The 23421-nt window shown below is 67.2% G+C and carries 16 protein-coding genes and 1 pseudogene; 9 read left to right on the forward strand and 8 right to left on the reverse strand.

What is annotated here, in order from left to right; all coding sequences use genetic code 11:
• Nucleotides 1-13: 13 nt before the first annotated feature.
• The 4 genes from ABZ914_RS03865 (at nucleotide 14) to ABZ914_RS03880 (ending at nucleotide 12468) form a co-directional block, all read left to right on the forward strand.
• Complete coding sequence (locus ABZ914_RS03865) at nucleotides 14-3517, forward strand: LamG-like jellyroll fold domain-containing protein (RefSeq protein WP_500191460.1); 3504 nt, start codon at nucleotides 14-16, stop codon at nucleotides 3515-3517.
• Between the two features lie 180 nt (nucleotides 3518-3697).
• The gene (locus tag ABZ914_RS03870) at nucleotides 3698-10630 is read left to right on the forward strand and encodes an RHS repeat-associated core domain-containing protein (RefSeq protein WP_500191461.1); all 6933 of its coding nucleotides are present in this window, start codon (nucleotides 3698-3700) and stop codon (nucleotides 10628-10630) included.
• A gap of 85 nt (nucleotides 10631-10715) precedes the next feature.
• The gene (locus ABZ914_RS03875; protein ID WP_500191462.1) at nucleotides 10716-11177 is read left to right on the forward strand and encodes a hypothetical protein; all 462 of its coding nucleotides are present in this window, start codon (nucleotides 10716-10718) and stop codon (nucleotides 11175-11177) included.
• A 946-nt stretch (nucleotides 11178-12123) separates the two neighbouring features.
• On the forward strand, nucleotides 12124-12468 hold the full coding sequence (locus ABZ914_RS03880; protein ID WP_500191463.1) for a hypothetical protein: 345 nt from the start codon (nucleotides 12124-12126) through the stop codon (nucleotides 12466-12468).
• A 164-nt stretch (nucleotides 12469-12632) separates the two neighbouring features.
• Here ABZ914_RS03880 and ABZ914_RS03885 read toward each other — a convergent pair whose 3' ends face one another.
• Nucleotides 12633-13274 (reverse strand): hypothetical protein, encoded by a 642-nt coding sequence (locus tag ABZ914_RS03885; RefSeq protein ID WP_500191464.1) that lies wholly within the window; start codon nucleotides 13272-13274, stop codon nucleotides 12633-12635.
• Nucleotides 13275-13432: 158 nt separating this feature from the next.
• Here ABZ914_RS03885 and ABZ914_RS03890 point away from each other — a divergent pair.
• Nucleotides 13433-13807, forward strand: a pseudogene (locus tag ABZ914_RS03890) (serine hydrolase); the annotation flags it as partial.
• A gap of 5 nt (nucleotides 13808-13812) precedes the next feature.
• Here ABZ914_RS03890 and ABZ914_RS03895 read toward each other — a convergent pair.
• From ABZ914_RS03895 to ABZ914_RS03905, 3 genes are all read right to left on the reverse strand, one after another.
• The gene (locus ABZ914_RS03895) at nucleotides 13813-13938 is read right to left on the reverse strand and encodes a hypothetical protein (protein WP_500191465.1); all 126 of its coding nucleotides are present in this window, start codon (nucleotides 13936-13938) and stop codon (nucleotides 13813-13815) included.
• A gap of 72 nt (nucleotides 13939-14010) precedes the next feature.
• Complete coding sequence (locus ABZ914_RS03900) at nucleotides 14011-14997, reverse strand: DUF4190 domain-containing protein (protein ID WP_500191466.1); 987 nt, start codon at nucleotides 14995-14997, stop codon at nucleotides 14011-14013.
• 1346 nt (nucleotides 14998-16343) lie between these two features.
• Nucleotides 16344-17540, reverse strand: a complete 1197-nt coding sequence (locus ABZ914_RS03905; protein WP_500191467.1) for a tyrosine-type recombinase/integrase — start codon at nucleotides 17538-17540, stop codon at nucleotides 16344-16346.
• Nucleotides 17541-17878: 338 nt separating this feature from the next.
• On the opposite strand from ABZ914_RS03905, the gene ABZ914_RS03910 reads away from it, so the two are divergent.
• Complete coding sequence (locus ABZ914_RS03910; protein ID WP_500191468.1) at nucleotides 17879-19288, forward strand: hypothetical protein; 1410 nt, start codon at nucleotides 17879-17881, stop codon at nucleotides 19286-19288.
• A 211-nt stretch (nucleotides 19289-19499) separates the two neighbouring features.
• Nucleotides 19500-19661 (forward strand): hypothetical protein, encoded by a 162-nt coding sequence (locus ABZ914_RS03915; protein WP_500191469.1) that lies wholly within the window; start codon nucleotides 19500-19502, stop codon nucleotides 19659-19661.
• Nucleotides 19662-19724: 63 nt separating this feature from the next.
• Here ABZ914_RS03915 and ABZ914_RS03920 read toward each other — a convergent pair whose 3' ends face one another.
• Nucleotides 19725-19970 carry a hypothetical protein gene (locus ABZ914_RS03920; protein WP_500191489.1) on the reverse strand — a complete coding sequence of 82 codons (246 nt, stop codon included), beginning with the start codon at nucleotides 19968-19970 and terminating at the stop codon, nucleotides 19725-19727.
• Nucleotides 19971-20253: 283 nt separating this feature from the next.
• On the opposite strand from ABZ914_RS03920, the gene ABZ914_RS03925 reads away from it, so the two are divergent.
• On the forward strand, nucleotides 20254-20562 hold the full coding sequence (locus ABZ914_RS03925; RefSeq protein ID WP_500191486.1) for a 2'-5' RNA ligase family protein: 309 nt from the start codon (nucleotides 20254-20256) through the stop codon (nucleotides 20560-20562).
• Between the two features lie 88 nt (nucleotides 20563-20650).
• Here ABZ914_RS03925 and ABZ914_RS03930 read toward each other — a convergent pair whose 3' ends face one another.
• Nucleotides 20651-21661 carry an MFS transporter gene (locus tag ABZ914_RS03930; protein ID WP_500191470.1) on the reverse strand — a complete coding sequence of 337 codons (1011 nt, stop codon included), beginning with the start codon at nucleotides 21659-21661 and terminating at the stop codon, nucleotides 20651-20653.
• A gap of 29 nt (nucleotides 21662-21690) precedes the next feature.
• Here ABZ914_RS03930 and ABZ914_RS03935 point away from each other — a divergent pair, with 29 nt between their 5' ends.
• Nucleotides 21691-21909 (forward strand): TetR family transcriptional regulator C-terminal domain-containing protein, encoded by a 219-nt coding sequence (locus ABZ914_RS03935; RefSeq protein WP_500191471.1) that lies wholly within the window; start codon nucleotides 21691-21693, stop codon nucleotides 21907-21909.
• A 177-nt stretch (nucleotides 21910-22086) separates the two neighbouring features.
• Here ABZ914_RS03935 and ABZ914_RS03940 read toward each other — a convergent pair whose 3' ends face one another.
• Entirely contained in the window at nucleotides 22087-22593 is a 507-nt protein-coding gene (locus ABZ914_RS03940) for a recombinase family protein (protein ID WP_500191472.1), read from the reverse strand.
• A gap of 36 nt (nucleotides 22594-22629) precedes the next feature.
• Nucleotides 22630-23394 (reverse strand): alpha/beta fold hydrolase, encoded by a 765-nt coding sequence (locus tag ABZ914_RS03945; RefSeq protein WP_500191473.1) that lies wholly within the window; start codon nucleotides 23392-23394, stop codon nucleotides 22630-22632.
• Nucleotides 23395-23421 lie beyond the last annotated feature (27 nt).

Genomic DNA, 23421 nt, shown 5'->3' on the forward strand with positions numbered 1-23421 from the left:
GTTGGCGTGCTTGATGGTCGCCGCCCTGTTGCAGATCCCGGGCGTGACCTCGGCGCCGATCGCCCACGCCGAGGAAGCCGCCCCCAAGGCGGCGGCGACCGAAGAGCAGGCCTTCAAGGCGGCCCAGACATCGGGTGAACCGGTAGAGGTGCTGGCTGAACGGGGTGAAAGCCGTACGGTTCGGGCGCTTCCGAATGGGCGCATGGAGATCGAACAGCACATTCAGCCGATCCGCACCCGCAAGGACGGCACGTGGGCTGATATCGACACCACCCTGCGCCGCTCTGACGAGGCGATCGTCCCGGCCGCGACGGCGGTCGGGCTGACGTTCTCCGGGGGCGGTAGCGGGCCGATGGTGCAGATGACGCGGGCTGGCCGCAAGCTGGCGTTGACATGGCCGCAGGCGCTGCCCGAGCCGACTCTCGACGGTGACACCGCCACCTACAAGGGTGTGCTCGGGGACGGTGTCGATCTGCAGTTGCGGGCGCAGGCGGACGGGTTCGCGCACACTCTGGTGGTCAAGACCGCCGATGCTGCCAAGGATCCGCGGCTCGCGCAGTTGGCGCTGGCGCTGTCGGCTCCGGGGCTGTCGGTGGCGCAGGAGGCGGCCAGCGGGGTACTGACCGCGAAGACGCCTGCAGGGATGAGTGTGTTCGATGCGCCGTCGCCGATGATGTGGGACTCCACCAAGGCCGACGTGCCCAGCGAGGGATCGCCGACGGCGACAACACCGCAGGCACGTGCCATGGACACCAGTGACGGGCCCGCGGAGGGCGCCAAGAGCGCGCCGGTGAAGGTCGCGGTTGCCGACGGCAAGCTCACCCTGTCTCCCGACCAGAACCTGCTGACGGCGGCGGACACCACGTTCCCGGTGTACATCGACCCGGTGTGGGGCGCCACAAAGGCCTCCGACTGGGGAATGGTGTCGTCGGGGTATCCGAACCAGAGCTACCACCAGTTCAACGGCAAGTCGACCGAGGGCGTCGGGCGCTGCGAGGTCGCCAAGGACGGCAACTGCGTCATCAACCAGACCAAGCGGCTGTTCTACAAGGTCAAGCTGCCATCACTGAAGGGACGCTACGTCCAGTCGGTGGAGTTCACCGCTTTTGAGACCGGCGCCTATGACTGCAAGAACCCGACCTCGATCCAGCTGTGGCGGACCCTGCAGTTGAAGTCGTACGCCACCTGGAACAATACGGTCGGCTCCTGGAACGACGGCGGTGCCTGGGGGGAGCATCTCGACTCGCGTGATGTGGCGCACTGCTCGAGTACCGCCGTGGAGTTCGGCGGGTCTTTGCTGCAACAGCATGTGCAGTCGGCGTTGAACAAGGGCTACGGCGACATCACCTTCGGGTTGAAGGCCTACAGCGAGTCGACGATGGACTGGTGGAAGCGGTTCTCCGACGACGCCTACCTGTCGATCCAGTACAACAACCCGCCGTCGACCCCCGACTACCAGACGATGACTACCACGCCGGGCGGGGGATGCGGGCCCCAGAGCAAGCCGGTCGTCATCAACAAGGTGCCGACGCTCAACGGGTTGTTTTTCGACCCCGATGACGAGGACGCCAACAAGGTCGAGCCGGAGTTCGCCGCCTACTGGGACACCGGTGACGGCAAGGGCTTCGTGCAACGGTGGACATCGGGGCTGATCGCGCCGCCGGCCAAGACCGGTACTCCTCGGCACGCCACTATGCCGAGCACGATTCCGGAGAAGACCCTTATCGGCTGGCATGCGCGGGCGTGGGACGGGGAGCAGTACGGGCCCTGGTCATCGACCGGGTCGGCGCCGGCCTGCTACTTCATCTACGAGCCGGCCAAACCGGCGCCGACCATCACTTCCACCGACTACCCCGATGATGACCAGTGGCACGGTGGCGTCGGGCAGGTGGGGTCGTTCACCATCACCGATCCGCAGAAGGTCGCCGACCGGTACGAGGTCAAGCTCAACCAAACCCTGCTCATGACGGTGCCCACCACCGCCGGTGCCGCGCAGACCATCAAGCTCGCTCCCAACCGGTACGGCCCCAACTCGGTGACCGTGATGGCGCTTGCTCCATCGGGGCAGGATTCTGCAGAGGCGAGCATCAACTTCCTGGCTAACCAGGGCGCTCCGGCCAAGGCGCATTTCAAACTGGATGAGGATGCGGGCTCGACCACTGCGGCGGCGCAGACCCGTGATGGAGAACCGGAGATCAGCGCGACCGTCCACGGCGGCACGACCTTCGGAGGCAGGGGGCAGATCCACTCTGCCTTGGCCTTGGACGGTTCTGGCTATGCCAGCACCGAGGGACCGGTGCTGGACACCAGCAAGCAGTTCGCGGTGTCGGTGTGGGTGCGCCTCACCCAGGCGGGCGTGACCCGAACCGTGCTGAGCCAGGACGGCACGTCCAAGAGCGGCTTCTACCTCAAGTACGACGGCGGGCTGAACAAGTGGGTGCTGTCGATGGTGAAGTCCGACTCCGAGGAGACCGGCTCCTACCAAGCGGTGTCGGCGAAACCAGCGGAGCTGAACACCTGGACCCATCTGATCGGGGTGTACGACCAGACCAACCACTTGCAGATCTACGTCAACGGCCAACGCGGCACCGCCAGCGCGGCGGTGCCAGCGGCGTGGAACGCCACCGGCGGGTTTCAGATCGGCCGAAGCAAGTGGCTCGGCAACAACGCCGACCAGTGGACGGGAATGATCGATGACGTACAGGTCTTCGACCGGATCATCTCCGGCCCGGAGATCGCCACCCTGTACCAGCAAGCCCCGATCCTTATAGCCCGATGGAAGCTCAACGCGGCGACCGGCGAGCCCAGCCCGCTCAGCCCTGGCGAGACCCGCGATGGAGGAACGGTGCCGCCGCTGGCGCTGCACAACAAGGCGGCTATCGTCGAAGGCGCCGGCTTCAAAGACCCGTTCGCCTCGGCGGCAGGGCTGCAGCTGGACGGGCTGGGCGCCTACGCCGCGACCGATACTCCGCCCCTGTCTACCGACGAGAGCTTCACCCTGACCGGCTGGGTGCAGAACCTCGCCTCTCGTCCGCAGAAGACCGCCACGGTGTTCTCACTCCCAGGCACGAACACCAACGCGTTCGCGCTCCGCTACCTACCGGACGCGGCCGAACCAGCCGATCTGGGCGCTTGGCAGCTCGAGATGAACGACGCCGACCTGCTGGCCACCGATGCCTCCAAGCCGCAGCGGTTGACCAGCAACTCCGCCTACAACGAGGACGACTGGGATCACATCGCGATCGTCTACGACGCGACGAACCGGACGATGACCCTGTACATCAACGGGTCCACGGCCAACGGCCCGGACGGCGACTCGGCAACAGGCAACGTGCACACCTTCAAGGGCACCGGCGGCCTGCAGGTCGGCCGCAACGCACTCGGAGGCAGCGGCGCCGGATCGGACTTCTGGCCCACCGCGCTGGACGACGTCTGGCTGTACCGCGGGGTCTTGACACCAATTCAGATCACGTTGCTCGGACAGCAGATCGAGCTCGACACCGATAACGGGCCCTAAACACCGCACACCATGCGCGGCCCACACCTCAGCAACGTGTGCGCCCGCCCGGACCTCTGCTCATCGACGGCGACGAATGGTGATCGCGCCCCGCAATTGGCGGGGGCGGTGCAGGCGCGTGTGCGCGGGAGGAAAGACGTGATTACAGGCCGTAGAACCCTGCTGCTGTCCCGCCCCCGGATGGCACGCGCCGTGGCCGCGGTCATGACCATCGCGGTCGCCGCCGGGTTGCTCTCACCTCCGCCGCCCGCGCTGGCCGCTCCGTCGTCACAGCGTCCGGCCGCCCTCGAGCATGAGGATCCGGTCAAGGGCCATGACCTCAAGGTCCGGCCACGCAAGAACTCGGCGTTGAAGCCGGGCCCGGCTGCCAAGGCCGTTTGGCCCAAAGCCGGCACCACCGAGGTGGCTCCGCCCGCAGGGGGCAAGCCGGGGGTGCGAGCGGGGGCTTTGCCGGTGCGGGTTTTGCCCGCGGCCACCACCGATGCCCGCAGTCAGGTACAGGCTGCGGGAAAGGTGCGGGTATCGATACTGGACCGGGCCGCGGCCGCCAAGACGGGTCTGGACGGGGTGGCGTTCACGGTCGCTCGCACCGACCAGCCTCAAGCCGGCCAGGTCGGCGTCGAACTCGACTACTCGCAGTTCTCACAAGCGTTCGGCGGCGCCTACGGGTCCCGGCTGCGGCTCTTCCAGGTCCCCGCATGTGCGCTCAGCACCCCCGACAAACCCGAGTGCCGACTCGCGGCACCATTGAAGACGATCAATAACAGTACGGAGCAGACCCTCACAACGCAGGTGACCGCTGCGCCCGCCGCCACCACGGCCACCCCCTCGCCCGCGCCTGCCGCGGCCACGCAGTCGGTAGGGACGCTGCTGGTGGCGGCCGCCGGCTCCGCCGGATCCCAAGGTGACTACAAGGCAACCTCCTTGGAGGCATCGGCGACCTGGCAGGCCGGCGGGAGCAGCGGTGATTTCACCTGGTCGTACCCGATGCGGGTGCCGGCCGTCCCGGGCGGTCTGACACCGAACGTCGCCGTCACCTACAACTCGGGAAGCGTGGACGGCCGGACCGCCAACACCAACGGTCAGCCGTCCTGGGTCGGTGAAGGGTTCGACCTGTGGCCGGGATACATCCAGCGCGGCTACAAGTCCTGTGAAGACGACGGCGCTCCCAAGGATCAGTGGGGCAACTCCCCAGGGGACCAGTGCTGGGGGTACGACAACGCCACCATCACCTGGAACGGCAAGGGCGGCGAGCTGATCAAGGCCGCTGACGGCACCTGGCGGCTTAAGGACGACGACGGCACCAAGTTCGAAAAGCTCACCAGCTCCGAAACCGGCAACGGCGACAACGATGGGGAGTACTGGAAGGTCACCACGACCGACGGCACTCAGTACTTCTTCGGCCTCAACCGCGTCCCCGGCTGGACTTCGGGCAAGCCCGAGACCGACTCCACCTGGACCTCGCCGGTGTACGGCGATGACGATGACGAGCCCTGCCACAAGTCGGCGTTCGCCGACTCGTGGTGCCAGCAGGCCTACCGGTGGAACCTGGACTACGTCGTCGACCCCGCTGGCAACGCCATCGTCTACAACTACGCCAAGGAGACCAACTACTACGGGCGCAACCTCAAGGCCGAGGACGAAACCCCTTACACCCGCGGCGGGTATCTCCAGACGATCTCCTACGGACTGCGCAAGGGCAGCCTGTTCGCCAAAGCCCCCGCGCAGGTCAGCTTCGACACCTCCGAGCGCTGCATCCCGAACACGAACTTCAACTGCGACCCCGCCAAGATCGGTGACAAGCCGGACTACTGGTGGGACGTCCCCTGGGACCTGCACTGCGACTCCGGCCAGGACTGCAAAGACACCCACGGCACCCTCGCACCGACGTTCTGGTCCCGCAAACGCCTCACCAGCGTGACCACTCAGATCCTCAAGCCCGACGGGTCGGGATACCGGCCGGTGGATTCCTGGGCACTCACCCATGACTGGGGAGAGGCCGACATCGAACGTGACCTGCTGCTGACCAGCATTCAGCACACGGGCCACGCCGCCGACGGGGCGTTCATCACGCTGCCGATGGTGACCTTCCACAACGTGCAGCTGCCCAACCGGCTGGACAAGGTCGGCGACGACATCTTGAAGTATGTCCGCTACCGGGTCGGCGCGATCGATGACGAATCCGGCGGCCAGATCGACATCAGCTACTCCAAGCCTGAAACGAACTGCTCTCAGTCAGACCTGCCGACACCGGAGACCAACACCAGCCGCTGCATGCCGGTGATCTGGCAACCACCCGGCAAGGACGACCCGATCACCGACTGGTTCCACAAATATGTGGTGACCAGCGTGATGCAGTCCGACCGCACCGGCGGGTCACCGGAGATGGTCACCAGGTACGAGTACCTGGGTGGCGCCGCCTGGCACTACGACGACGATGACGGGCTGACCAAGGAGAAGAACAAGACATGGTCGCAATGGCGCGGCTACGGCCAGGTCCGCACCTTCACCGGCCCCTATGCCAACCCCGCCACCCAGAGCGACACCTTCTACCTGCGAGGCATGGACGGAGACCGCAAGAACAAGGACGGCGGCACCAAGACGGTCACTGTCTCCGACGGTGAGGGCGGCACCCACACCGACCACGAGGCCTACGCCGGCTTCCCCCTCAAGACCGTCACGTACGACAAGCCCGACGGCGCCGTCTACTCCAAGACCGTCAACACCCCCTGGAAGGCGCAAACCGCGTCGCGAGCCCGATCATGGGGCACTACTACCGCCAACGTCACCGCCATCGGCTCCACCCAGACCTGGACCGCCAAGGACGGCGGCGGCTGGACACAGACCAAGACCAACAACACCTACGCCAACTCTGGCCCGGGCGTTGGGCGCGTCACCATGGTCGAAGACCTGGGCGACGTCACCACCGCCACCGACGACAGGTGCGCGCGGACCAGTTATGCCGACAACGCGGACGGCTGGATGGTCGACTATCCCTCCCGCGTCGAGACGGTCGCGGTCAACTGCTCGACGACACCCGACCGCTCCAAGCAGGTCATTTCCGATACCCGCACCTATTACGACAACGGGGGCTTCGGGGACGGCCCGAGCATCGGGAACGTCACCAAGACAGACGAGATAGCCTCCCACAACGGCACCACCGCCACCTACGTGACCGAAGCCGAGACCCGTTACGACACCTACGGGCGGTCCACGCAGACCACCGATGCCGCGGGGCATGTCACCACCACTTCCTACACCGAGACACAGGGCCTGACCACCCAGATCACCACGACCGGGCCGCCCGCCAAGCCGGGAGACTCCACTACCTCGCTGACCACCACCCAGCAGCTCGACCCCGCCTTGGGGGAGCCTGTCACCAGCCTGGACGTCTCCAACGGCAACCTGCGCACCGACCTGACCTACGACCCGCTCGGCCGGCTCACCAAAGTGTGGCTGCCCGACCGGAAGAAGGACACCGACGACCCCACCTACGAATACTCCTACCGCTTCACCGACGGACAGATCGTCGCGGTCACCAGCAAGAACCTCACCGCCGACGGCCACCAGAAACTCGCCCAGATCGAACTTCTCGACGGGCTCTTGCGCACCCGCCAAGTCCAAGCCCCCGGACCCGGTGGTCGTCTAATATCCGACACCTTCTACGATGACCGCGGCCAGGTCACCACGACCTACGCCACCTACGCCGCCTCTGGCGCCCCCGAAGCCACCCTGTTCGGCGTCGACGTCCCCGGCAAGATCGAAACCCAGACCCACACCCAATACGACGGTCTGGGCCGCAAGACCGTCGAGAGCCTGAGCACCGAGAACGGCGACCAGCCCGACAGCGAACTATTCCGCGCCACCTACGACTACGGCGGTGGAAACCGCGTTTCGGTCACACCGCCCAACGGCGGGACCCCTACCGCACAGCTCACCGATGCCCGCGGACAGGTCATCGAGAAGCGACAGTACAAGGCGTCCACGCCGACCGGTGACTACGACGCCACCAAGTACGCCTACACCCCCGCCGGCGAGCTCGCCTCAGTCACCGATCCGTCCGGCAACACCTTCACCAACACCTACGACCAGCGCGGCCGCGTCATCCACACCACCGATCCAGACAAGGGCGCCACCAGCCTCACCTACAACGACTTGGACCAGGTCACCTCCACCACCGACGCCCGCGGCAAAAAGATCTTCACCGACTACGACGGGCAGGCCCGCAAGACCGCCACTCACGACGGGGCAGCCGACGGCCCGATTCTGGCGTCCTGGACCTACGACACCGGCACCCGCGGTAAAGGCAAGCTCGCCTCGGCAACACGCCACACCGCAGACGGTGACTACGTCACCAGCCTCCCCAAGTACGACACTCTCGGACGCCCCGAAGGGTCCCTCCTCACCGTGCCCGCCTCGCAAGGGCCCCTCCAGGGCAGGTACTCCTTCACCGCCACCTACAACGCCGACGGCACCGTCAAGGGCCAAACGATGCCCGCTGCCGGAGGACTCCCCGGCGAATCCATTGCCTACGGCTACGACACCTGGCAGCGCCCCACCCTAGTGAGGGGCAACACCACCTACATCAACGCTGCCGACTACACCCCCACCGGCAAACTCACCGTCCTGGAATATGGATCCGACCCCGCAAAGCAGACCTGGCAGAGATTCGGCTACGAGCACGGCACCCAACGCCTCAACAACGTCCGCACCAACCGAGCGGGTAGTAGCGGCGCCGACAACAACGCCACCTACCACTACACCGACGCGGGCACCATCACCTCCATCACCGACACCTCCCTCGACGGCGTCGACAACCAATGCTTCACCTACGACCACCTACAACGCCTCACAGACGCCTGGACCCAAGGAACCGGTGACTCCTGTGCGAGCGCCCCGACCGCCTCGCTGATCGGCGGACCGGCCCCGTACTGGCAGACCTTCACCTACGACACCGCCGGCAACCGCAAAACCGAGACCCTGCACGGCGTCGGCGGCAAGAACGACACCACCCGCACCTACACCTACGCCGACCCCGGCCACGGCAACCGCCTCAACAAGATGGTGCAGACCGGCGGCCAAGGCGACCGCACCGACACCTACCAATACGACGACGCCGGCAACACCACCACCCGCGCCATCGGCTACAGCCCCACCAATACGGGCCAGACCCTCGACTGGGACACCGAAGGCGAACTGACCAAGGTCACCGAGAACGGCAGCACCACCAGCTACGTCTACGACGCCGACGGCAACACCCTCATCCGCAAGGACGCCACCGGATCAACCCTGTATCTGCCAGACGGCACCGAGCTGCGCGCCCTGGCTGGCGCGACCACCGCCACCGGCACCCGCTACTACAGCTTCGCCGGCCAGACGGTCGCGATGCGGACCTCCGACGGCACCCTCACCTACCTCACCGCCGACGCCCAAGGCACCGCCCAAGTCGCGATCAACGCCTCCACCCTGCAATCCACGGTCCGCCGCTTCGATCCCTTCGGCGCCATCCGCGGCCTCGACGACGACGCCACCTGGCCTAACGACAAGGGCTTCGTCGGCGGCACCCAACAACCCTCAGGCCTCACCACGCTCGGCGCCCGCCAATACGACCCCGACACCGGTCGCTTCATCTCCGTCGACCCCCTCATAGACCAGGCCGACCCCCAGCAGATGAACGGCTACACCTACGCCAACAACAGCCCCATCACCAAAAGCGACCCCGACGGCACCATGGTCTCCGAACCCAACAACGACCACTCAGGTGACACGTTCGGCGGCGGCGGGTCCGGCGGATCGGGCAACTCGTCTGGGGACTACTACCGGCGTCACCGCAGCCACACCACAACCCCCGCAACACGGCATACCCTCACAATTCCCGGGAACTGCAGCAAGGCCATAGCGTACATGTCCGGCCTGTGTAATTGGCCGAACATATTTGAACAGATGTTCATGGACGCCCTCCCTAAACCGCCAGTCGACAATCGCCGTAACTGCGATGCCTGCATGTGGGCCATCGACCAGCTCACTGACTACACCGACGCCGCAAAATGCATCAAAGCTAAGGGAAAGAGCATGGGATGTGCATGGTTCGCCATGCAATTCATCCCTGGCGGAGGCAAATTCGCCAAGCCGCTCCGACGGGCCCCAAGACTACTTCCTCACCTCAAAAAGCCCAGCAAAGTGCTCAGAGCTCTGACGCGGGCCGGCGGTGCGACAGGAAAAGCGATAGAAAAATCGGGGGGTGTATGCAGAAGAGCCAACAGTTTTATACCTGGAACTCAGGTGCTCCTTGCCGACGGTAGCCATAAGGACATCGAGGACGTCAAAACCGGCGACAAGGTAATCGCCACCGACCCCGGCACAGGAACAACCAAAGCCGAACCGGTGCTCGCCGCGATCACCACGCGGAGCGACAAGAAATTCGTACAGATCACAGTCGATACTGAAGCGCCGCGCCCGTCGTGGACGACCCAGCGCCAACCGCACACAGTCAACCCGCTGACCCGTACGCACAAGCATGGCGCAATCATCGCAACTGATCACCACCCCTTCTGGGTCGCTGGGGGACTCAACAGGTGGATCAACGCCAGCGACCTCCAACCTGGCATGTGGCTCCGCACCAGCGCCGGCACCTACACCCAGATCACCGCCACCAAGCGCTGGACTGCTCGGCACAAGACAACCCACAACCTCACCGTCGCCGATGTCCACACCTACTATGTTCTCGCAGGTAGTGCGCCGGTCCTCGTCCACAACTCCGAACCAGGGTGTGCTGAAAAGCTTAGAAAGGCTCTGAATAACGCTGGTGATATTGAGCCGGCTACGCCTCACTCGCCGCACCACATCGTGGCAGGAAACTCGCCCAAGGCTGCCCCGGCGAGATCGGTACTCGACCAATTTGGTATTGGAGTGAACGATGCAGAGAACGGTGTATGGCTGCCCCGTAGCAGCGCATCACCCAACCCTAACGGGCTCTCAGTTCACTCTCGGATTCACACGAACGAGTACTATGATTACGTAAACTACCTCATGGACGGAGCACGGAACAGGAGCGAGGCTCTGGACGTGATTGATCACGTCAGAAACCAACTCCTGGGCGGTTTCTGGCCATAGACTGCAGCGCCACCTGCTACGCTCAAATACTGTTGCAGGTGGCGCTAAAACTTAATGCAGGTCACTGCATATGGAGGGGGTTCTAATGTCGATAAAACACCAACTGGGACAGGCCGTCGAGATTGCTCGCAATCTCCCCAGCGCGGACGTCCACCTTGATTCACCTGCAACCGTACTTGTCGAACTAGCGCGAGAGTTTTCTGGCATCGAATTCGACATACCGGATACGTCTGACGCTGACGGCTATCTATTTCAATATGGCAAGGCGAGTTGGTTTCCTGAACCGACATTCGTCTTGAGCGTGACACGCCAACTAGAAGCAGTGGACACTTCCGGGGGACATGAGGCCTATATTCAGATACAATTCGAGTTCAGGTATCGGATGGATGAAGATCTTGCATCGACGGAAAGTTATTCAGAATGGTGGTTCCCTGGTGATGGGGTAGATTTCGAGGTGTGGCTGACCTCTGTTGAGCAGGCATCGATTATGAATATCGTGGCCGGAAAGCTGCCACGCGAATTTGCAATTTGGCAAGATCGGGCGTGACTGGTGAGCTGCTTTAGTAGACGCGGTCGAAGGATGGCGTCGGCTGCTCCGACCTTGGTCGTGACTCGAAACAGGCTCGGGCCCTGCAGGGTTCTCTTCTAGGGATCCCTCCGGTCCGAGGAGGGGCGGCCGACGCCGTCCCGGCCCACCTCGGTGACCTGATCAGAAAGCTTGGGCCACGCCGCCGGCGTGCTGGATGGCGCCGACCTTACCCCGCACGTGTGGCGGGCCCCTCTCGGATCACCCACCTGCTCGACGCGCTGAAACAGGAGGGCGGCGTGGGACTTGCCTAGGCAGGCCTGCACCACGTCATGATCTACCCCGACCACAAAGGATCCGAAGACCACGCTGCGGTACTGAATCCGCCGCTCCAAAGCCGCCAAGAACGCCCAGCTGGCCCGCACCGGTGAGCAACTTCTGGCTGACCTGGTGCCCGATTGGCTTCATACCTCCGGCGGTAGCCAGACACTGAGCCCATAGCCTGAACCTCGTCCGCCTGGCGACGATGCGGGACGCCACCGCACTTCTCCTTTAAGATCTCCTGATGCCGCTTCGTTTGTTCGGTGTGTGCGCCGGCGTGATGGTGATTGCCGCAGTGGCCTGTTCTTGGCGGTGCGTTCGGTGGTGAGAGGGAAGGGCGCGCGGGGGAAGGCCAGAGCCGTATCGCCCCGTCCGTCTCGCCTACGGCGGCGAGCAGCACCGACCGTCTGAAGCGTGCCTTGATGTTGATGCCGCCCGCCCGGCAGGACGACCTGCTCCGCTTCGGGCCAGTGGCGGGAAGCTATTCGAAGATCCTCGCGCAAGTGCAGGGGGGCGAGCATTTCCTGAGCTAGGACGCTGCTTCACGTGGATGTCGGTCCCCAAGCGGATCCAAGACCTCGGAGACGAGGCCCGTTCCGCGCCTGCCGCCGTGGCCATGTGGACCGACAGAGCACGCGGTATCACTGTGCAGGAGACGATCCTGCAATTGTCCGGTGCGGTCACGCAGCAACTGATCTCGGCCGAAGTGCCGAAATCCTGCCGCGCCTACCGCTACAGCCTCGATGGGGAGAAGTACCTCCGCAAGCTGATAAGCGACACGGTGCGACAGCGTGATGGCGCCTCAGAGCGCGTCCAACTCATGGAGGACCGAGGTGAAAGGGCAACTACTCATGGTTGCCAGCTCACCCGCCAGCGAAGCGACCACGCGATCCTGCTATCCACCTCTCAGGCCAAGGCATCTTTCGCGACCACAGTCTGTCTGGATGTGATCAAGGAAGCGGGCGCCCGCGCTACGGCCGTCCTCAAGTAGTGAGCCTTTTCCAGCTTGATCGTGCTGGTCACAAGGTGGTTGCGGTGGGCTGAGGTGGCCGGTGACGCGGCGAGGCCCCTGGTAGATGCGAAGTCGACCAAAACAACCGCCCTGCCAGGAGCCTCTGGTGTTGTTCTCCCGTGCTGCGCTGGATCTGTCGCCCGCTACCCGTACCTTCGTGGCCGAGCTGATCGCCGGATCGGCTCGCGCTGGCGCGTGCTGAAGCCCGGCCGCCAGGCGCTGCTGGTGCGGGTGCTCCTCGATGATGCTGTGCAGAACCGTGTCGAGGTCTTGTTCTGCGACGTCCTGGTTTGCGGTGAGGCTGTGCCAGTCAGTTGTTCTTCCAGCAACAGGGCCGGTGTCAGGTTCTGGTGGAGAGTGGTAGTGATCTCGAAGGCGCGCTGGGCGCGCTGGTCGTCTGGTTGCAGCCGACTGCGGAGTTGCGGCAGGACGTCGGGGAAGAACGCGATCGCCCCGGGCGTGCGCGCCGCCACCCAAGGGGAGAACCACAGGTCGGCCTCGGCAGCCGCGCCCGGCTCTGGCAGGAGCTCGAGGCGGATCGCGCGGATGAGCTCTGGTTCGATCCTGGTGGCGATGCTCAGCAGCGCGGTCAGATCGGTGAGGTCGCCGGTGGTGTTTGATCCGTCCCAGGTGATGGGGTTGAGGTTGGCTGTCCAGGCCGGGCGTCTGTGCTCCGGGTAGGGGATGATGACGGTCAGCCTGCACCCGGCGGCGGCCACGGTCGCCGCGAAGTCCAACCACCGGGCCGCCGATGCGGGATCTTCCCTGGGGTGCGGACCGCCCATCTCGGACAGGATCAGTACAGCGGTTCTCTGCCGCGGCGGCCGATACGGACCGGTCGAGCCGTCGAGTCCGGTGACGCCGTGCAGCGGATCGCCGGTGAAGTAGCCGATCGTGAGTAGATGCGAGCCGGTGCGGGGCTTGGGGAGCGACGACGACCGGCGCCGCCGACCAGGTCCGGCTGCTGGCCGCGCTCACGTCCAACCGCTCTGCCCTGCGCGCCTCCGGGCGCCGCTACCTGCGGAGACTGATGGCGGACGTGACGTCGGAGCAGGCGTGGGGGGTGAGCGCCGCGGCCGGGGACGGGGCGCAGGTCGCGCTCAAGAGCGGCTGGCTGTCCCGCGGGATCCACGACGGGCGCTGGACGGTCAACAGCATCGGCCTGATCCGCGACGCCGGCCGGCTGTTCCTGGTCGCGGCCGTGTCCGAGCGCGACTCCACGCTGGAGAAGGGGATCGCGGCCGTGGAGCACGCGTGCGCGAGCGTCGTCGCCGCCCTCGCTCGCGCGACCTCGTCCGGCCGCGCCTCCCAGCGGTAGCCCGGTCACGCCGACTCGTCCCGGGACCGCACCTCGTGCCGGGTGCGCGGCAGCAACACCGCCGCGGCCATCAGTTCCCGGTAGCCCGGCTCTTCCAGCCTGGCACCCGGCTCCCCAACGCGGCGTCCCACCGCGGCGTTGTCCACAGAGCACGATTCGGGTACCGCGGCTGGCGGTGACCCCGCAGAGTCGGGCGCGCGCCTTCAGCCGGGTATTACCGAGTGCCGCAGAGGCTCGGAGATAGCTTGGAACAGACAGATGATGCGCCGGTCGCCTTCACCCCATTGCCGTTTGGATGGATAGGTCAGATGGACGCTGACGCCGCCGGGTAGGTCGGCGACGGATCGGTACAGCTTCCTCAGTTCCGCGCCGCAGCCTTGGGCGACCACTGCTTTCATCTCCCGCGGGTAGGCGGGGCCGTAGGCGGGGTTCATGTCGAAGGCGGCGGCCACCTCGAAGCGGTGCTCGCGTCCGCAGTCGATGGTCAGCTCGGTTTCGGTGTCGCGCCATGTGTCGATGCAGTCGCCGGGGGCCAGCGCCTCGCGTGTCCTGGGCCCCCACTGCAGGTGGCTCAGCGGCGTGGACAACTCGCGGGAGCCGGTGTAGCGCAGGACGCAGGTGACCCGGTGATCGCCGTGTTCCCAGGTGCTGCGGCGGGGCCGGTCAACGTGCAACTCGATGTGGTCGTGCAGGCGGTTGTTCAGCAGGTTCGCGTTGCGCGCCTTGCACAGGCCGGTCGCCTCGGCGAGCAGTACCGGGTCGCCGGGGTAGGGGCGATCGGGCAAGGTGATCTGGGCGCCGACCTCACCTTCGTGCGGCAGCGTGCACCCCGCGATGGCGGCGTAGATCTGGTTGAGGTCCTCTTCGTAGCCGGTGAAGCAGGCGCCGGCACCCAGGGTGGTGACGCGCGGCTTGCCGTTTCTGGTGGCCGAGATCTCCGGGCCGTCGTGGCCGGTGTTCAGCACGCTCGTCACCGCGATGGCCGTCAGGGCGACAGCCCACGCAGCGGACACGGCGAGGGCGCCCACGGCCAGGCCCCTGCCCTTCTCGTCGCGGCGACCAGCTTGAACCAGGGCGGCGATGGCCAACCCGATCGCGACTACCACCAGCCCGGCGATCCCGCTGAGCAACGCCACGATCGCCAGCCGGTTCGTCCGGCGCCGACCCGGCACGGGCTGCAGGCCGGCCATGTAGGGAACGCTGCCCGACATCGTGCCGATAGGCGGCGGGGCGTTGTGGGGGATGTCCGGCGGGGCCCAGCCCTGCCCGGGGGTGTGGGTGGAACCTTCCGGGACGTCGTCAGCGGCTGGCGGCGTTGTCACAGCGGAAAGATACGGCACCAAGATCACAGATGGTGCGTACCCGGCGGTCGTCGCCGACTTGTGATCCCCCAAGAACCCTTCGGTGATCAGTTCCGAGACGACGCTAGGGCGGGACGGTGCTGTGCCATGTTCTCGCCGGGCCGGATCAGGGAAGGCGGGAGGTCTCTGGCCAGAACGGCAGCGGTGACCTGATGGATCTCGTCGGCGCGGGCGAAAGTCGAAGCGCTGGTGCAAAATCATCAGGGGCGGGCCCGCTGCCGGGCAGCTTCGGGGGCCAGGCGTCACTCCAATGGCTCTCCGGTTGCGGCGTCGGCGCCGTCGTCCGGGTGCCGAGCGCCAAAAGGCAGGTGCGCGGCCCCGTCTGGCTCCCATGACGGGGTGCGGCCGTTGCGGGCGAACACGACTTAGCTGTTCCGGGGGGGTGCCATGACCGGGCCTTCACACATCAGTGCGTACGGCCTCGCGCCGGGAGACACTGCGGTGAAGGGCAGCGACGACGGGGCGGGCGGGGGCCAGGGACGGATCGGCGCTGGCGCCCACCGACGCGGCCCCAGACGCGCTCGTCGCAGGCGCTCTCGATCTCGATGGCGCGGGCTCACTGCTGTGGCCGCCTTCTCACGATCTGTCGGCGAGCGGTTGGAGGCCGCGACAGCTGATTTTGCCGACGGCGCCACCGGCTGTTGTTCCCAGACCGGCACTCGTCGACCGGACGGCCAAAGGGCGGGGAGACTGATAAGCCGTTCCTGCCGAATGGCGCAGGATCCCTGCGGAAATGACACAGGGGTCACCAAGGGCGCACGATCGAAGTTGACCGTTCCGGTATGTGTGCGTACAGCCGGGCGCGTGGGGCCTTGCCAGACGCAGCCACATCGAGGAGCTGGAAGCTGATCGGCTACCGGTACGACATCCCCGCCCTGCGCATCGCGCTGGGCGGGGATCCCGAGACTGCACCCGAACCGCAGCACACTACGATCGCCGCTGGCGAGCGGGCCTTGGCCCGCGTCCTGGACGTTGGCCGATAGCCACGAAGACGCGTGCGCGAGGAGACCACAAGGTAGGCGTTGCCCTGCACCACCGCGCAGCGACCTGGGGCTCACGGTTGGCGAACCCCAGGATCTCCTTGGCCAGGTGAGGTGAGGTGAGGTGCGGTGCAGGTTGGCCCGTACCCGCCAGGCGGCGCACCATCTGCCAGGACGCACCTTTGAGGGCGACAGTCATTGGTCCGCCACCTGGTCATCTTGCTTTGCTCTGGCTGGGGTGCTGGTGCGGTGGTTGGCGAGGATGCGGGTGAGGTCGGTGACGGGGGAGGAGGCGAGTTTGTGGTTGGTGTCGTCGTAGCCACGGGTGGTGCGGGGATCGGCATGGCCGGCCAGGTCCTGGACCTTGGCGAGCGGGATGTCGTTGCCGAGCAGGGTGGTGATGACGGTGCGGCGGCCGCTGTGCGGGCTGAGCCGGGGTGCGGCGGGCAGCCCGGCGAGCCGGGCTTGCCGGCGCAGGATGTTGGTGACGTCGCGTTGGGTGAGGCGTTTGTCTCCGGGCTTGGTCGGGTCGTAGGGGTGCGGGGTCGTCACCAGCAGCGGTCCGGTTGGCGGGATACCGTCCGGGTGGCGGTTGGCGCGGACGGTCAGGTAGGCGTCTAGGACGCGGCAGAGTTCGCCGTCGAGACGGACGTAGTCGCGGCCGTCGGGCCCCTTGCCCTTAGCGCTGTACCAGAGCACGCGGTATCCGGCCTCAGTGCTCAGATCCGCAAAGGCCGCTCCAGTCAACGCCGAGACGCGCAGGGCGGTGTAAAACAGCAGCGCGATCACGGCCGCGTCACGCCACGCCGCTTCCGTTCCCAGGTCTACGGCGCGACCCTCGGTGGTGTCGAGTAGCAGAGCCGTCTCGGTGACGCTGAGCGTGGGCGCCTTGCGCGCGGATGCGGCAATCTGCCCGCTCGTCGGGCGCTTGACCAGCAGTGTCGGGTTGCGGTCGGTGATGTCGTTGGACTGCAGGTAGGTGTACCAGGAGGAGACAGCGGCGAGTCGCCGCGCCCGGGTCGCGGCGCTGGGCGGGCGCGAGTGGCCACCGACGGTGACGGTCATGGACGCCGACCAATCGTCGATGTCCGCTCGGCGCGCCGCCCGCGGTTCCAGTGCGGTGCGGGCGCAGTAGTCCAGCCAGCCGGCCAGGTCGCGGTAGTAGCCGCGGCGGGTGGCGTCGCTGTTCTGGGCGCGCAGCCAGGCGGCGGTCAGCAGGCGCAGGCCGTAGCGGTCGCCCGGGTCGTCGGGCGGCAGCGCGGGCAGCAGCGCGACGGCCTGCCCGATCGGATCGGCCGCGGGGCCCGCCGTCGTCGCCGCCCCTGCTGCCTCCAGCGCCGGCGACAGAGCCGCTGTCATCGCCTCTGCGGGCAGCAGCGCCGTGGCTTCCAAAGGAGCATCCGGAGTCGGCAGCGGTTGCGTAGTCATCCACAAACGCCCTTCACAAGGGTGTTACAACACTCGCTGCAACAAGGCCACCACCTGCGGATTTGGTGCTTTGAACCACCGTTGAAGCCTGCATCGACCTCTGCGCTGAAGCGTACGGACCACCCCGACCGGGCGGCGCCTGGCCGCATCCCGCATCGCCGCATGTTCGGCTGACGTCGCGTGTGACGCCGATCCCGCCCTCGCCGGCCTTGTTGATCATGCACACCAGGATAACCGTCATTATCCCGGAGCCTCAACCTTCTCGTATTTTCACGTTTCGCGTGTCGTGTTAATGATTAAGCGTGCCGATCAGCGAAAAGATCGCTACGGTGAGGCGGGTGAACAGTGAGACGAGCAACGCGAACGACGTCACCGACAACTCCGCGACCACAGCGGCGGTCATGGAGTCGGCCAGCGAGCCGGACGCCGCCCCGTCCACGCCCTCGGGAGCATCGGCGCACACAGCGGCGGCGGCGCCGGCGGGCTCCTCGGCTGTTGGCGGACCAGCCGCACAACAAGGCGACCTGACGGGCGGCGTGGCCGAGCTACCGGCGGCACCCGCGGCCGAACCGGAGGTGGCACGCGGTGAAGCCGTAGAAGAAGGGGCAACGGCCGACGCGGTCGCGACGGCGGGGGAGTGCGCCCTGGCCGGCTGCTCAGAACCGCTACCGGCGCGCGGCCGCGGCCGACCCCCCAAGTACTGCAGTAAGGCTCACGCCGACCAGGCCAGCCGGGACCGCCGCGCCGCCGACACCGCCGCGGTCGACGAACCGCTGCAGCAGGCCGAGGCGCTCGCCCAGCGGGTACCGGCGGCCATCAGTGCCCTGCAGGGCCAGTTGACCGAGCTGAAAGACTTTCTCACCAAGGCCCAAGAGGGAGCGCTGTCGCGGGTACAGCGGGCCGAGGCCGAGGCGACCGCGGCCACACAGGCCGAAGCCGACGCCGAAGGCCGCGCCCTGGCCGCCGACAAGGCACGCAAGCAAGCGGTCGCCGCCGCCGAGGCCGCCCGGACCGCTCAACTGGCCGCCGAGCGGGCCGCCGCCCGCGACCGCGCTGACCTCGAGCAGGTCCGTGCCGACACCACCGAGGCCATCGCCGCGCACCAAAGCGCCCGCGACGCCGCCCGCGAGGCTCAGGCCGCCGCCGAGGCCTCCCGCGATGCCAAGGCCGCCGAACTCCGCGATATCCGCAACACCCACGAGCAGGAACGCGCCCGATTCGAGGCCGCCTCCCGCGCCCAGGCCGACCAACTGCAGACCCTCCAGAACGAGATGGCCGACAGCACGGCAGCGCTGGCGACCGCGCGGGAGGCACTGGCCGCCGCCCACGGCGAGGCCCGCGCCCAGCGGACCAGAGCTGAGGCCGCTGAGCAGGCACGCGACGAGGCGCTACGGCATGGCCGCGAGGCCGCCGCCCGCGCCGATGCCCTTGAACGCCACCAGCGCGCACTCCAGGCCACCGCCGAGCAAGCTGCCAGGCAGGCCGCTGAGCAGTTGGCCATTGCGCAAAGCGCGGCCGCCTCCCGTCAGGCCCTCTGCGAACGACTCGAAACCGATCTGGCGGCCGCCCGCGCCGAAGCCGCCACGCAACGCGAACGCGCCGCCCGCGCCGAGGCCTCAGCGTCGCGGGGCCGCCCCGCCGTCCGGGACGACCAGGACAGTCAAAAGAACAGTGGTCCCGGCGATTCCTCCGCCGCCCCGCTCCCGAGCTGAGGGTCGGTTGGCCCTTCTCGGTCGAGCCACCATCACTTAATGCCGAGGCATTCCGCAGGATTAACGCACTGAGTACTTCCCGGCCTTCCTGGCCGCCTTCGCCGGCGACCGGTCCACCAACCTGGCCGGGCGCGGCACCCGCGCCGTCCTAGCGCTGGCGTTCACGCCGACGGCGGCCGCCAGGTTGTCGCGCACTCGCATCGCCACGGTGTTGCGGCGGGCCGGTCGGCAACGCGGCATCGACGAGCTGGCCCGCCGGATCCAGCAGGCCCTGCGGCAGCCGCAACTGCATCAGCCATCGCTGGTCGAGGACGCGATGGGCGTGCGGGCCCGCGCGCTCCTGGACGCCGAGTGCAGCGGTGCCGTTCGATGACCTGGCCGCAGCGCGGGCCGCGGTGGCGGGCTGGGTGGTCGAATACAACACCCGCCGCCCGCATCAATCATTGGGCATGGCCTGCCCGGCCGACCGGTTCGAGACCCGCACCGCTGCCGACGAGCAGGAGTTGCTGCCGCTGCGGCTGCCCGCTGCGGTCCGCCTGGCCGCCGTTCCCCGGCCGCCCAAGAGGCCGAACCGGCCGAAGCCATCGGCACCGATGTGCAGGTGCAGGGCCGCCGCTGAGATCAAGGTGTGGGATGGCGGGGCGGTGGAGTTCGAGCGGACCGTGCTGGCCAGCAGGAACATGTTGTCAGCAGGTGGGGCCGTCGGCGACGGTGCCGTCCGGGCTGGTCTCGACGGAGCCTGGCCACGAGTCCCGATGGGGGAGGGGCGGCAGGTCCTCGCCGCGTTGGCGGGCCCGGGCGAGTGTCGTCTTCGTAGCGCAGGCTGAACAGCACGTAGGGGTGCACGCCGACCAGCACACGTGACCATTCTCTAACCGGTCCTCGACCACGAGCGTCTCGATCAGATCACGCTGCGCCGGCTCGCCACCCTCATTGGATCCCACGCGGCTTTCGACGTCCGGTTCCTGGGATGCGGCCGTTTCCTCGACGTCGTCCATCTCGTGCCCTCCCCGCACCAGCCGTTCCGGGCGCTGACCGAGGCGATCGCCGGACAGTGGCCCGAGAGCGAGCCGTACGGTGGTCAATTCACCGAGGTTATCCCCTATCTCACCGTCGCTCACCAGCAGGTGGCACAGCTCCTCGACCAGGCCGAAGCCGACCTGACCGGCAGGCTGCCCCTGTCCGCCCAGGTGCACGAAATCCACCTGCTGGTCAGCGACGGCGACCGCTGGCACCAGGAAAAGAGCTTCGAGCTCTTCCGCCATTCCCGGTGACCGTGTCCCCGGGCGCCACGGATCGGTTCGGACGGCGGGGTGCCGTTCGGGCGCCGAACGGCACGGTCTCCCGGATGAGGACTCGGGCTCAGGATGTGCTCGGAACCTTCGGGGCCGGCCGGCCCTGCTGATCGATGGATTCTCGTCGGGCGGTGAGGAAGAGCAGCGCCAAAAGGAGGCCGAGCGCGCCGATCCCTCCGCACACCCACAGCGTTGTGTCCATGCCGTGGATGAACGCCGAACGGACCGATCGCAGTAGCGAGTGATCGCGTCCGGCGACGGCCACACCGGAGGAGACGCCTTGGTGGGCTGCGGCGGCCTGCGTCGGAGACAGGCCTCGCAACTGAAGGTGGCTTCGGTAACCGGCGTTGGCGAGTGAGCCGAGGCGCGCGACTCCGATCGCGCTGCCAAGCTGACGCAACGCCATGATCAAGGCCGAACCCACGCCCCCGCGTTCTTTCGCCAGTGCGCCGAGGGCGGCCATCGTCGTCGTAGACATCGTCATGCCCAACCCGATGCCGAAGACCGCGATCCACCCGGCGGTGAAGCCATAGCCGGTGCTGAGAGTGGTGGTGGCTCCGGTGATCAGCCCGACGGCGATGAGGGCGAATCCGATCGACACCGGCACCTTGGGACCACGCCGTACTACCAGGCGGTTCGCGACCTGCACCCCGATCACGAGGCCGGCGACCATCGGCAGCAACCGCAGGCCAGTGCCGAGGGAGTCCGCGTTGAGGACAGCCTGGAAGTACTGAGGTGTGTTGAACAGCAGTCCGAACATGGCGAAACTGACCATGGTGGCCAGGATCGTTCCCCAGGTGAAGTCGGGCGAGCGGAACAGCGACAGGTCGACGAGGGGTTCGCGTCGACGGCCGACCAGCCGCTCCCAGTGCACGAACGCCGCCAGTACGAGGGCGCCGGCGACCAACGTGGCCAGCGGGCGGATGTCACTCCAGCCCCGGTCTCCGGCCTCGATCACACCGTAGGTGACCGCGACCATGCCGACAGCGGAGATGGCGACGCCGGTCAGATCCAGCCGGGCTCGTCGCGGGTTGCGCGACTCGGGGACGACTGCGGCGATCACGATGATCCCGAGCACCACTGCTCGCCTCGGGCATCACCACGATCTTGAACCGTGCACTGTCCCGAGGACAGATCCGCGGCGACAGGCTCAGGCCGCGAGCCGTCGCCCTGCCGACAGACCTACTCCGTCACGAGGTCATCGCACGGGGAACACCCATCCCTCCGACCGCGGTGGCCGAGATCGTCGACGACGTCATCCTGCCCCTGCTGGCCTGCGACTCCGGGCCGACGCAGGGAGCCCAGGCCGCACAAACACCGCCCTGACCGAGCCGAGCGGCGAGCTCGGTCGCGCACGAAACGACACCGTGCACATGGACGTGAATCAGGTCTGCACATGTCGTCGCCGACCCGTCGGATCCACGACGTCGCAGCCGCCGGCGGTCACCAGGATCGGCGTCGAGGCCCGTGCCACTCGTAGGTGTTCGTGACCGTCCTGTCGGCTCAGGCGCGTTCCAGGGTTCGGTAAACGGTGGCGCGGCCGACGAAGAACACCTCCATCAGATCGGCGATGGTGTACTCGCCGGTGGCGTGCATCCGCACCAGCTCGGCCTGCTGCCGCACGCTCAGCTTGGGGGCACGGCCCTTGAGCTTGCCGCGGGAGCGGGCGATGGCCATACCCTCCCGTGTGCGCATCTTCAACAAGTCCGCCTCAAACTCGGCGAACACCGCCAGCATGTTGAAGAGCATCTCCGACATCGGGGCAGCAGCGTCGTAGATGCTCCCGCCCAGTGACAGGCGCACGCCCCGCTGGACGGGGGTGTCCCCGATGTCGCGGGCGTCGGGCACCGAGCGGGCGAGCCGGTCGAGTTCGGGGACGACGCCGCCGAGGAACGCGCGCAGGCGCTCGAACGCGCCGCCGGGAGCGAGTAATCCGGCCGCCACCCCGGCCCGAGCTCGACAGGGCCGTCGCTCTCGCCTGTGGGAGGCGGTGGCGCGCAGGTCGTTCATGTATTCGAGGTCGCCAGTGGGGCACCCGTGGAGGGTTCAGTGCAGGGCCTCGCGCAGCGCTCGGGTGAAGCGTTCGGCCTGGTCCTGCTGCGACATGTGGCCGGCGCCCTCGATGACCGTCAGACGCGCGCCGGGGATCAGGCTCGCGCACTCCTCGGGGACGCGGAGCGGGACCTCGGTGTCCAGTTCGCCGTGCAGGAAATGGGTGGGCACGCGCACCTGGCCGAGGCGGGCCCGGGGGTCGTAACCGGCCTGGTCGACGACGAGCCGGTCGATGAGGAAGGTCGAGTCCAGGAGCTGGCGGACCGTCCAGTCGATCACGGCGGCACTGGCCCCGGGACGGTACCAGTGCGGAACGAACTCGGCGAGGGTGCCCGCCCGGTCGGCGCGCAGGTCCATCAGCAGTTCGTCCATCGCCTCGCGCATCCCGGAGAAATGGTGGACGCCGGCGTCGACCGGGATGATCGCGCCGATCCTGTCGGGGGCGGCGAGGGCGGCCTCGATGGTGAACGCACCCGCGATCGAGGAACCGATCAGCACCGGCTGCTCCAGTGCCAGGACGTCGATGAACTCCAGGATGTCACGGGTGACGTCCGCGATGGTGTAGCCGGTGGCGGGCCGGTCCGCGCGGCCGCAGCCCCGCCAGTCGACGGTGATCACACGGTGGCCGGTCATCAGGTCGGCCGCCTGGGCGTCCCACACCCGGCCGCTGGTGCCCCAGCCGTGCAGGAACACCAGGGGACGGCCGGCGCCGAGGTCCTGGTAGTAGAGCCGGGTCCCGTTGACATTCGCGTAGGCCATCGTCGTCTTCCTTTCGCGGCGGTCCGT

It is taken from the genome of Spirillospora sp. NPDC046719, from assembly GCF_040645715.1.
Classification (GTDB): domain Bacteria; phylum Actinomycetota; class Actinomycetes; order Streptosporangiales; family Streptosporangiaceae; genus Spirillospora.

What these genes read in the sequence shown, in the direction of transcription:
- ABZ914_RS03865 (WP_500191460.1), top strand. Translation starts at nt 14, where the DNA reads ATGGTCGCCGCCCTGTTGCAGATCCCGGGCGTGACCTCGGCGCCGATC.
- ABZ914_RS03870 (WP_500191461.1), top strand. Translation starts at nt 3,698, where the DNA reads ATGGCACGCGCCGTGGCCGCGGTCATGACCATCGCGGTCGCCGCCGGG.
- ABZ914_RS03875 (WP_500191462.1), top strand. Translation starts at nt 10,716, where the DNA reads ATGTCGATAAAACACCAACTGGGACAGGCCGTCGAGATTGCTCGCAAT.
- ABZ914_RS03885 (WP_500191464.1), bottom strand. Translation starts at nt 13,274, where the DNA reads ATGGGCGGTCCGCACCCCAGGGAAGATCCCGCATCGGCGGCCCGGTGG.
- ABZ914_RS03900 (WP_500191466.1), bottom strand. Translation starts at nt 14,997, where the DNA reads ATGGCCGGCCTGCAGCCCGTGCCGGGTCGGCGCCGGACGAACCGGCTG.
- ABZ914_RS03920 (WP_500191489.1), bottom strand. Translation starts at nt 19,970, where the DNA reads ATGTTCCTGCTGGCCAGCACGGTCCGCTCGAACTCCACCGCCCCGCCA.
- ABZ914_RS03940 (WP_500191472.1), bottom strand. Translation starts at nt 22,593, where the DNA reads ATGAACGACCTGCGCGCCACCGCCTCCCACAGGCGAGAGCGACGGCCC.
- ABZ914_RS03945 (WP_500191473.1), bottom strand. Translation starts at nt 23,394, where the DNA reads ATGGCCTACGCGAATGTCAACGGGACCCGGCTCTACTACCAGGACCTC.